This is a genomic window from Sulfobacillus harzensis (assembly GCF_012933365.1).
GTDB classification, from domain to species: Bacteria; Bacillota; Sulfobacillia; order Sulfobacillales; family Sulfobacillaceae; genus Sulfobacillus_B; species Sulfobacillus_B harzensis.
The window spans coordinates 1-9,544 of record NZ_JABBVZ010000118.1 but is presented as its reverse complement, the minus strand read 5'-3'; the positions used below and the strand labels follow the sequence as shown (position 1 = coordinate 9,544).

Annotated in this window: 9 protein-coding genes; 6 read left to right on the top strand and 3 right to left on the bottom strand. The window is 56.5% G+C overall.

Annotated elements, in window-relative coordinates:
• The first annotated feature begins 229 nt into the window (after nt 1–229).
• Nucleotides 230–1,615 (top strand): MFS transporter, encoded by a 1,386-nt coding sequence (locus HIJ39_RS19630; RefSeq protein ID WP_169102720.1) that lies wholly within the window; start codon nt 230–232, stop codon nt 1,613–1,615.
• Between the two features lie 193 nt (nt 1,616–1,808).
• Here the strand turns inward: HIJ39_RS19630 and HIJ39_RS19625 are convergent, their stop codons facing one another.
• Both HIJ39_RS19625 and HIJ39_RS19620 read right to left on the bottom strand, forming a co-directional pair.
• Nucleotides 1,809–2,792, bottom strand: coding sequence for a hypothetical protein (locus tag HIJ39_RS19625; RefSeq protein WP_169102719.1), 984 nt, complete (start codon nt 2,790–2,792; stop codon nt 1,809–1,811).
• Between the two features lie 94 nt (nt 2,793–2,886).
• Nucleotides 2,887–3,198, bottom strand: a complete 312-nt coding sequence (locus HIJ39_RS19620) for a hypothetical protein (protein WP_169102718.1) — start codon at nt 3,196–3,198, stop codon at nt 2,887–2,889.
• 231 nt (nt 3,199–3,429) lie between these two features.
• On the opposite strand from HIJ39_RS19620, the gene HIJ39_RS19615 reads away from it, so the two are divergent.
• From HIJ39_RS19615 to HIJ39_RS19605, 3 genes are all read left to right on the top strand, one after another.
• Complete coding sequence (locus HIJ39_RS19615) at nt 3,430–3,612, top strand: hypothetical protein (protein WP_169102717.1); 183 nt, start codon at nt 3,430–3,432, stop codon at nt 3,610–3,612.
• 162 nt (nt 3,613–3,774) lie between these two features.
• Nucleotides 3,775–4,242, top strand: coding sequence for a transcriptional regulator NrdR (nrdR, locus tag HIJ39_RS19610; protein WP_169102716.1), 468 nt, complete (start codon nt 3,775–3,777; stop codon nt 4,240–4,242).
• Between the two features lie 15 nt (nt 4,243–4,257).
• Nucleotides 4,258–6,780 carry an adenosylcobalamin-dependent ribonucleoside-diphosphate reductase gene (locus tag HIJ39_RS19605; protein WP_169102715.1) on the top strand — a complete coding sequence of 841 codons (2,523 nt, stop codon included), beginning with the start codon at nt 4,258–4,260 and terminating at the stop codon, nt 6,778–6,780.
• Nucleotides 6,781–7,215: 435 nt separating this feature from the next.
• On the opposite strand, the gene HIJ39_RS24730 is transcribed toward HIJ39_RS19605, so the two are convergent.
• Complete coding sequence (locus HIJ39_RS24730) at nt 7,216–7,347, bottom strand: hypothetical protein (RefSeq protein WP_275107382.1); 132 nt, start codon at nt 7,345–7,347, stop codon at nt 7,216–7,218.
• Nucleotides 7,348–7,585: 238 nt separating this feature from the next.
• On the opposite strand from HIJ39_RS24730, the gene HIJ39_RS19600 reads away from it, so the two are divergent.
• Together HIJ39_RS19600 and HIJ39_RS23805 are read left to right on the top strand one after the other, a co-directional pair.
• Nucleotides 7,586–8,524 carry an alpha/beta hydrolase gene (locus tag HIJ39_RS19600; protein ID WP_169102713.1) on the top strand — a complete coding sequence of 313 codons (939 nt, stop codon included), beginning with the start codon at nt 7,586–7,588 and terminating at the stop codon, nt 8,522–8,524.
• Between the two features lie 21 nt (nt 8,525–8,545).
• Nucleotides 8,546–9,520, top strand: a complete 975-nt coding sequence (locus tag HIJ39_RS23805; protein ID WP_207711800.1) for a GrpB family protein — start codon at nt 8,546–8,548, stop codon at nt 9,518–9,520.
• Nucleotides 9,521–9,544: the final 24 nt, after the last annotated feature.

Here is a 9,544-nt window from a genome sequence, read left to right as displayed (position 1 = left end):
TTCTATGGGGAGGAGGGCGCTCAAGGGGCACTCGCTACCACAGCCAAGCCCCGAGGCCCCTCTTTACCTACCAGCTATACGCGTTTAGGAACAATCCCAGGGCCAAAGCCCAAAAAGGTCGTGTGAGCCAAAACGATCGCATTGGTTTAGCGTACCCGCCAACGCCCGCTTCATGCGGGTTGAAAGCGCGGCCGGTCGGCAATACTACCCCCGGCAAGGGGGAGTTCATATGTCACAGGGTCAGGGAATACAACAGGCGCTCGATAACGCCCCGTTGGGTCTTTTTCATTTGCGGGCGGTAGTCATTTCGGGCACGGGATTCTTTACCGACGCCTACGATCTCTTCATTATCGGTGCGGCTTTAGATCTCATTAAGGCGCAATGGTCGCCATCTAAGGTCATGCTGGGTCTCCTCGGGTCGACGGCCCTTTTGGCGGCATTTTTGGGGGCGACGGTGTTTGGGCGATTGGCTGACCGCTGGGGCCGGAAGAAGATTTATGGCGTGGAGGCAATAATTATGGCTGCCGGGGCCCTTTTATCCGCCTTCTCCCCCAACATTTATTGGCTCTTGGTCTTCCGCTTTATCATGGGGCTCGGCATTGGCGGTGACTATCCTGTCAGTGCGGTGCTCATGAGCGAGTACGCTAATGTCAAGGATCGCGGAAAACTCGTGGCGTTGGTGTTTTCCATGCAGGCCCTGGGCTTGATTGCCGGGCCGGTTGTGGCGATGACCCTGGTCGCTTCGGGTATTCCTCTCGGTCTTGCCTGGCGCATTATGTTGGGGTTGGGAGCGGTGCCTGCGATGGCGGTCATTATGATGCGTCGGCGCATGCCGGAATCCCCACGGTATATGGCCGAGGTGAAGGGCGAACAGGACCAAGCGGCGGCCAACTGGAGCCGTTTTTCGGGCATAGAGGTCAACCACGCCGAGGCAGAGCCGAAACCGCTACCAGCTAAGCCAGCCGTGGCCGGCAAAAAGGTTTGGCGTCTTTTAGCGGGTACCGCCGGCAGTTGGTTTCTCTTCGACTACGCCTATTATGGCAACTCCATCTCCATGCCATTGGTGCTCAAGGGCATCGAACCGCACTCCTCCGCGTTGACCCAAATGGCATGGTCACTCATTATCTTTGCGTTGTTCGCGGCGCCGGGCTACATTGTGGCCTTTTCGAAAATTGATCAAATTGGCCATCGTCGTCTGCAGATGGTGGGCTTCGTGATGATGGCCTTATGTTTTTTCGTCATTGGGATATGGCGCAACATCGGCGCTCATGTAGTGGCGTTCTTGGTTATTTTCGGGATTAGCTATTTCTTCGCAGAATTTGGCCCCAACACGACCACTTTTGTCATTCCCGCGGAGGTTTTCCCTGTCTCTATGCGTGCCACCGGCCATGGCATTTCCGCGGGAATGGCGAAACTAGGAGCGTTCATTGGAGTCTTCGTGTTTCCTTTGCTGTCATCCGCCTTGGGGGTGAGCGGGACGCTGTTAATCACGTCGCTGTTCTCCATATTGGGCGCCTTGGTGAGTCTCCTTCTTCCGGAGCCCAAGGGACGCAGTTTAAGCGAGTTGGCTGGCGAGGTGGCAACAAGGCCACTCGTGCCGCGCCCCCGCCATTAGATTAACGAATCCAGTACCCGACTATCGCGAATAGGATAATCGCCCCGACAAGCACCATCGCCCAGATGGGGGGGCGAGAGTCGGGAGTTGGGGGTTTTTGCTTAGACACATGCTCGCCTCACTTTAATTCCGTACCTTCCTATTTAACCACAAAAGAGGCCGCCCGGAGGCGGCGCTCTTTTACCGCGTCTAGCTACTTGGTGGTCGTTCCTGCACTGGCTGCCGGGGCTTTGCTGGGACCCAGCATAAAGGCGCTTTGGTAGGCGGTGCCATAGGCCAGGGAATGGACGGGTTTTCCGTTGGATTGGAGATACACCGGGCTCCAACCCCACATGGCCGGTTCACCGACCAAGAATCCAGCGATGGGGCCCGAAGGGCTGACCAAGACCTTAATGCCCGGTCCGTTGGGTGGAGCATAGACGGTATACCCGTGATAGGTTTTTGGCTCTTTGACGTAGAGGTTGAGTCGGGTATTGACTGCCTTAAAGGCGTTCCAGGAGGTTAAGTCGCTGGGCAACGTGGCCGACATGCCCGTCGTAATGGAATTGGGTGCCACGAAATAGAGATGCTCGCTGTGCCACGCTAAACTGGCGTTCAGGATGGTCGGAGGCGTGGGCGGATCATACCAGCCAAATGTCCCATGATTTTGAGGGAACTGGGCCTCAACGGCGGTCACTTGATTGTGGTTGTTGGTCATGTAGACGATGCCGGGAACCTGGGTAGCCCAATGGTAACCCATTTCGTTAATGAAGGCCGATACCTCGTGGTACGCGGCATGGTGTGGGTTATACGGATCTAGCGATGTAATCGATGGCAGCGTCTTGAGAGAGATGGGCTTGGTAGCGGCTGTGCCGATGGCTGTACCGGTGGCATTGGCCGCACCCGTGCCCGACACCTTTTTGTTCTGCGCGGCCGACGTTCCGCTCGTCGTACCCTTGTGTCCGGTGGCTTTCCCGGTGGAGGCGGCACCCTTGTTCCCCCCAGAGCTGTTCCCTGTCTTGGCGCCGGAACCGCTCTTGGTGTTCTTTTTCGCGCCCGCTTGCGCGCTTTTGTGGGTCGTTCCGGTGCCGCCCTTGTTGTGGGAATTGTTGGGCGCGGGCGCAGGCGTTCCGCAGGCAGCCAGAGCGGCGGTTAGCGACACGAGAGCCAAGGCCGCGGTCAGTGATTGCTTTCCCATAAATGAAGGCTCCCTTCCTATACTCGATCTAAGGATTAACTTCCCCGAGGCGTGAAAAAATATGTCAGGGAGCGAGATGGGAAGGGAGATCCGACTACGACTTCGAAGCAGGACGGACAGACTTCAAGGGATTGTTTCCCATAAACTTCAGGGCATATTGGACGCCATGACCTAGAATGATCCCGGTGACGACATAGCCAATCGGTTCGGCGCCCAGTTCGAGGCCGAGGTCGCCGAGAATGTCCATTTTGGCGGCGAATGTCAAGGTCACCGCCGCTCCGGTTGAGAGCCACTCACGAACCAACTGCGACTGGGCGGGCGTTTTAAGAGGGATGAGCTTTTGAGCCGCCTGCGCCACGGTCTGGGCGACATAGGCTAGAGCCAGATAGGAGACCACATTATTCACAGGAAGCCCTCCTTTATGGTGTGTTAGGACACCCTATGACGAGATGTCCCAAAGGGTTCCCCGGGGTGTGCGGGACCTCCAGACCAGCTCATGGCCAGCCGAAGAGACTTGGCGCGCGGAGAGCTCGGGGGGTAAACGGCGATAACCGCCCGGGATGAGGGGGATTTTCGGGTCTTTTTGGTGAAATCCGAAAAAGTCGTATGATGAGGACAAGTGGAAGGAGGGGAAGACATGCTTCCTCGTAAGTGGAACAATCTTGAGCGGCAACGCCCAGCGCTGCGCTGGACGAAATGGGGCATGGGGATTGGGGCGGTTCTGACTGTCCTTGGAGCTATCGGGATCGGCAGCTGGGTGTTAGGCGTCGTCATTTTAGGTGGGTCGCTCGTTTGGGCATATACAATTCTTAACAAATGAGCCTCAAATTTTTTTCGACAAATAATGTCACGAAATGGGGAAACCCGCGGTGCGGCGCGGGTTTTTCCTCTTTTTAGGGAATTTTCTCTGGGCTCTTAAAGGTTGGATCGAGATGTAGTAGGTACTATAATGCTAGTTGTACTAGATAAAGGGGATTGTGCGATGCGTTGCCCATTTTGCCACTACTTGGACAGCAAAGTGCTGGACTCGCGGCCCACGGAGGATGGACAAGCCATCCGTCGGCGGCGCGAATGCCTCGACTGCCACCGGCGCTTCACCTCATACGAACGGGTGGAGGAAATTCCGATTTGGGTAGTCAAGAAGGACGGCCGGCGCGAGGCGTTTGATCGCTCCAAGATTTTAAAAGGGTTGCTAACGGCCTGCGAAAAGCGCCCTATATCCTTACAGCAACTTGAGCAAGCCGTTGATCGGGTAGAGCGGAATGTACGCGATGCGGCCAACGGCGAAATCGCCACCCATGCCATTGGCGAACTAGTGATGGATGAACTGCGTGACCTAGACGCAGTGGCTTATGTGCGCTTCGCCTCCGTTTATCGGCAATTCACCGACATTGAGGGGTTTCGCCAGGAGTTGGAGCGTCTCATTCAGGCCCAACGCATTCATGAGTAAGGGGGAATCGAGCTCGTGGAATTGGAAACCGGATTTAGTTCCGAGTTAAGCTGGAAAATCTTTTTAGACCGCTATACCGTCAAGGACCCCCAGCGTGCCTTTCAGGTTGGCGATTTGGTCATTGCCTTGGTGGAACCTCATCCCAAGTGGCCCAAAAAAGATGTGGGTGTCGTTAAAGCTATTTTAGATAATAACTTGCTTCGGATTGAACTCATCACGGGGCCACAGAAGGGCGAAATCATCGAGCGCCGCCAAAATGAATGCGACCGCCCAACGGAAACCACCATTCACGATGTGGCCCGCCGTATTGCCAAAGGCGTGGCCAGCGTCGAAAAACCCAAGGTTCGGAAAGATGTTGAGGAAAGCTTTGCGCGGGAGATTGGCGCCTTGAGGTTTGTTCCAGGTGGACGAATCTGGGCGGGAGCGGGCACGGGGCAAAAACTGACCTATTTCAACTGCTACGTTATCCCGAGTCCCAAGGACAGTCGCCAGGGGATTGTCGAGACGCTTGGCCAAATGATTGAGATTATGAGTCGTGGTGGCGGGGTCGGGATTAATATCTCGTCGCTCCGACCGTCTCGGGCTATTGTGCGCGGCGTTAACGGCCGGTCCTCGGGTGCCGTGTCATGGATGGATTTGTTTTCGCGCGCGACGGGTTTAGTGGAGCAAGGCGGATCGCGGAGAGGCGCCTTAATGCTTCAAATTGAAGATTGGCATCCCGACGTATGGCGGTTTATCGACATCAAGAAGACTCCCGGTATGGTGGAAAACGCCAACATTAGCGTTCGCATCTCCGATGCTTTTATGAATGCTGTGAAGAACGATGGCGATTGGGACTTGGTTTTCCCCGATACCTCGGATCCCGAATATGATGCCCTCTGGGATGGCAATTTGGAAACCTGGCGCGCTCAAGGCAAGCCGGTGATTCATTATGAGACGGTGAAGGCCCGTAAACTCTGGGGTGCGATCATTGAGGGTGCGTGGCAAGCGGCTGAGCCGGGAATCGTGTTTGATGAGCGGCATGAAAAGGACTCGAATAGTTGGTACTTTAATCCACTGATCAGCACTAACCCGTGTGCTGAACAGCCACTCCCGGCGTGGGGCGTGTGTACGCTGGGTCACATCAACTTGGCGGCCTTCTACAACAAGGACACGAACGATGTGGACTGGGATGCGCTCCGGGTCACGGTGCGCATGGGAACGCGCTTCCTTGACGACATCGTGGACGCCACCCCGTACTTCTTTGATCAAAACTACGATAATCAGCAGAAAGAGCGGCGCATCGGCCTCGGAACAATGGGATTGGGTGAGCTCCTGATTCGGCTTGGTCTTCGCTATGGGAGCCCCGACTCCATTAAGTTTATCGACAAACTCTACGAGTTTATTGCCACGGAAGCCTATCTGTACGACGTGGAATTGGCCAAAGAGAAGGGGGCTTTCCCAGCCTTTGACGCAGATAAGTATCTGCAAAGCGGATTTATGCAGCGCATGCCGGAACGGGTTCGGGAGGCCATTCGACAGCACGGTACGCGAAACGTCACCATTTTGACCCAGGCACCGACCGGTACGGTGGGGTCAATGGTGGGCACCAGCACCGGGATTGAGCCGTTTTACGCTCTCACTTATTATCGTCAGTCGCGCCTTGGGTTCGATGAGCAGTATGTGGAGGTTGCTCAGGACTGGTTGGAGGATCATCCGGGTGACACGCTTCCCGATTACTTTGTCGGAGCGATGGACCTGACTCCGGAGGAGCACGTCTATGTGCAGGCTGCGATTCAGCGTTGGACCGACTCCAGCATTTCCAAGACAGCCAATGCACCAAGCACCTACACGGTTGAGGACACAGCCCGTCTCTATGAGCTTGCCTACGACCTAGGGTGCAAGGGGGTCACGATTTACCGCGACCAGAGTCGTCAAGAGCAGGTGTTGCATTTGGCCGATACCACGGACACGGAGGAGTCCGCGAAGACACCGGCAACTGCGCACTATCTCGATGCCAATCTGGATGTGGAAGTCTTCCCGGTACCCGCTCAAGTTAACGGTCGAACCTACCGCAAGGAGACGCCGGCCGGTACGGCGCGAGTGGTTATCAACGAAGTGGACAACAATCCCTTCGAGGTGTTCATGTTGTTGGGACGCGCAGGTTCGGAGGTGCAATCCTTCATGGAGGCGTTAGGCCGGGTGATCAGTCTCTACCTGCGATCCAATGGCAACGTCAGCCCGCGCCGCCGCTTAGAACTTGTTTCGGAACAGCTAAAGGGCATCGGGGGCGCCAACCAGATGGGATTCGGACCGGGCCGCGTGCTGAGTGTTGTGGACGCTATCGGTAAGCTCCTGGAGAGCCATCTGAATCAAGGTAAGGGCGAAGCCGCGGTCGCCGTGGCCGAACCCCAAGCCATTGATGCGGCAGCTGGCCGAGTGCCGGAACGGCGTTCTGCACAACCCAGCTATGATCTCTGTCCCCAATGCGACGGACCGACCCTCATTTACGAGGAAGGATGCCAACACTGCACGTCCTGCGGATATTCGAAGTGTTAGGGAAAGAGCAGTAAAACCAGGACAAAACGAGGAGCAGGATGCGCACAGGCGTCCTGCTCTTTCCGTTATTTTACCGTTAGGGCATCTCGATCGGCCTTATCGCCCAAGATGAGAGACTTACCCGAACCGCGTTGAAGTTATCAAAAAATCCGGCGCCATAATTGGATACTGCGGCAAACTCGAATTTTAGACGCCAGTCCCACGACGGACGCCTCCCTAGAGTTCACGATGCGAACTCTGGGGTTCCCGCGTCTCGCGGTCTTGACTGTGGCGACTTGGCTTTCATCACAACAAACTCACCTCCCCAACCTATGACGCGGTTTCGATGGGACAGAGGACTCACCTGTCAGGGAGGGTGTTAAAAGCGGGTTGAGTTCAGGTGGTCACCATCATTACCCAAGGACAAAAGAAAAGGCGCCTTCCGGCGCCTGTCAGTTAAAACGCATGGCCATGCGTTTTTGTGGTTCCTTGTGATGCCTTCATCTCACGGAGGTACTTCATGACCGGGATGGATAAAATGGCCCCGGGGATTCCGGTGATGATAAGGATGTAGAGAACGACCAGCAAAAAATCGACCCCCTCAAGCGACCACTATGTTCTAGGTTCATTATAGCGAATCCTCGGGCAGGTGGGTACCGCGACGGGCGATAAAAAGAAACTCGGCATAATATTCGCGCCCCTTGTCGCTCCGGATCCGGGAAATCAGAACCGCCTGTGACGAACCCAGCATTAACCAGACTGATTAGGAGGCGCGAGACGCATGTTGAAACCACCAGCTTGAAATGATGAGACTAGGTGGATTCATATGCGATTTTCGCGTTTTAGTCGAATACTGTTGTGGGCAGTGCTGGGGGGCATGTTGCTCTCAGGAGTGGCGGTTTCAGGGACCCGTCGGCCAACGCCTGTCCGTGTCCGACGATGGAATACCCGGCTTTTGGGCCAGCGCCAGCGGATTGTTTATGAACGGGTAGACCATCAGCCGGTCACTCTTTATCTGTTTCGTCCGGATCACGCCGGCTCAAAGAAGCGTCCCGTCGTGGTGTACATCCATGGTGGTGCGCTTCGTTATGGTACGGCGCGTATCTCCAATCGCAATACGCCGCACAACCGCCTCCTAGTAATGGTCGAGCGGAAGTTGATTCAAGAAGGGGATGATTTCGTAACCATAAACTATCGCCTGGCGCCTCTCTATCCCTGGCCAGAGCCGCTTCATGACGCGAGGCGAGCGGTGCGATACCTGAGCGATCATGCGACGCACCTCAGGATTGACAACGAAAAGATGGCCGTCATGGGGGACAGCGCTGGGGGGCAGTTGTCGGCATTTGTTGGCCTAACCCTGGAAACCGAGGGCCCTTATCCGCAGCCGATTGTTGAAGGGGTTGTCGATCTGTTCGGACCAACGGATCGACATGCGTTTGCGCTGCAATGGCGGCGTCGTCATGGACTGGAGCCAAATCCGGTTTTTGGGGTCATGACTTGGGAACGAGTCAAAAACGAGAGCGCGGTGTCTTACGTCCATCGGGGCGCGCCGCCGTTTCTCATTATTCAGGGAACCCGGGACCGCATTGTGCCGCCTCGGCAGTCGCAGCTATTGCGTGATAAGTTGGCGCAGGCGGGCGTGCCCGTGGAGGAGGTTCTGGTCAAGCACGCCGGCCACGAGCTGGTGGACCGGGGTGGCCCCATCAATCCTCCGTTGACGGTTCTTGCCGACCAGATCAACGACTTCTTCCTTCAAATCCTTTAGGATAAGGGGAGGAGGTGGGCAATGCGACGCGTGGAGGTAGTCCCGTACAATCATCAATGGCCCGAGGAGTTCGCTGCTGAAGCGCAACGGATTACCGGCGCCTTGTCGCAGCCGCTCCTTTTTCTCCACCATATTGGCTCCACCGCTGTTCGAGGCCTTGCGGCCAAACCCATTATCGATCTCTTGGGCGTCGTTTCAAACCTTGGGGCGTGGGAGCGCGAGGATGGCGTTCTGAAATCACTCGGCTACCGTGCGCTCGGTGAACATGGGATAACCGGCCGCCGGTTCTACCAAAAAGGCGGGATCCAACCGACGCATCATCTTCATGTGTACCCGGTGGGCCATCCCGAGATTGCCTCGCATCTTGCCTTTCGCGACTATCTGCGCGCCTTTCCCGATGAAGCCGCCGTGTATGGCGCTTTAAAACAACGCCTGGCCCTCCAGTACCCGCACGATATTCAAGCTTATATGAAAGGCAAGCATGGCTGGATACAAGAGGCAGGCCAGCGAGCCGAGGATTGGTGGGGGGTGGTTCCGGTCGTGGTCATCACAGGGGCGCTCGGGGTGGGAAAAACCACCACCGCGGAAGCGGTGGCCGCCCAGTTGGAGGCGGCCGGCGTCGCCTATTGGCTGATGGATGTGGATCGACTCACCGATTTCTGGCCGCGATCGCCCGGTGACAGTTTTGGCGGTGGAATCAGCCAGGCCGGTCTTGCCGCCTTGTGGCCGGTGATGCGGAGCGGAGGAACCCGCGTGGTCATTCTACCACGGGTGATAGAATCGGCTGACGAAGGTGGTCGCCTGGCCCATGCCATTTCTGGTGGGTTGCTATTGGTTGTGCGGTTGCGGGCTAGGCCAGACACGCTTAGGCGCCGCATCCTATGTCGCGCTGGGGGACAAGATGCTTCCTGGGAACTTCAGCGTGCCCAGGAGCTCACTGCGGGCCTAGCAGCTTGTGTGCGTAGTCGGTCCGCGATGCCGTCGCTCCGCATGTAGAGTAGCCCGTTAACTCGACCCTCA

What these genes read in the sequence shown, in the direction of transcription:
- HIJ39_RS19630 (WP_169102720.1), top strand. Translation starts at nt 230, where the DNA reads ATGTCACAGGGTCAGGGAATACAACAGGCGCTCGATAACGCCCCGTTG.
- HIJ39_RS19625 (WP_169102719.1), bottom strand. Translation starts at nt 2,792, where the DNA reads ATGGGAAAGCAATCACTGACCGCGGCCTTGGCTCTCGTGTCGCTAACC.
- HIJ39_RS19615 (WP_169102717.1), top strand. Translation starts at nt 3,430, where the DNA reads ATGCTTCCTCGTAAGTGGAACAATCTTGAGCGGCAACGCCCAGCGCTG.
- nrdR (WP_169102716.1), top strand. Translation starts at nt 3,775, where the DNA reads ATGCGTTGCCCATTTTGCCACTACTTGGACAGCAAAGTGCTGGACTCG.
- HIJ39_RS19600 (WP_169102713.1), top strand. Translation starts at nt 7,586, where the DNA reads ATGCGATTTTCGCGTTTTAGTCGAATACTGTTGTGGGCAGTGCTGGGG.
- HIJ39_RS23805 (WP_207711800.1), top strand. Translation starts at nt 8,546, where the DNA reads ATGCGACGCGTGGAGGTAGTCCCGTACAATCATCAATGGCCCGAGGAG.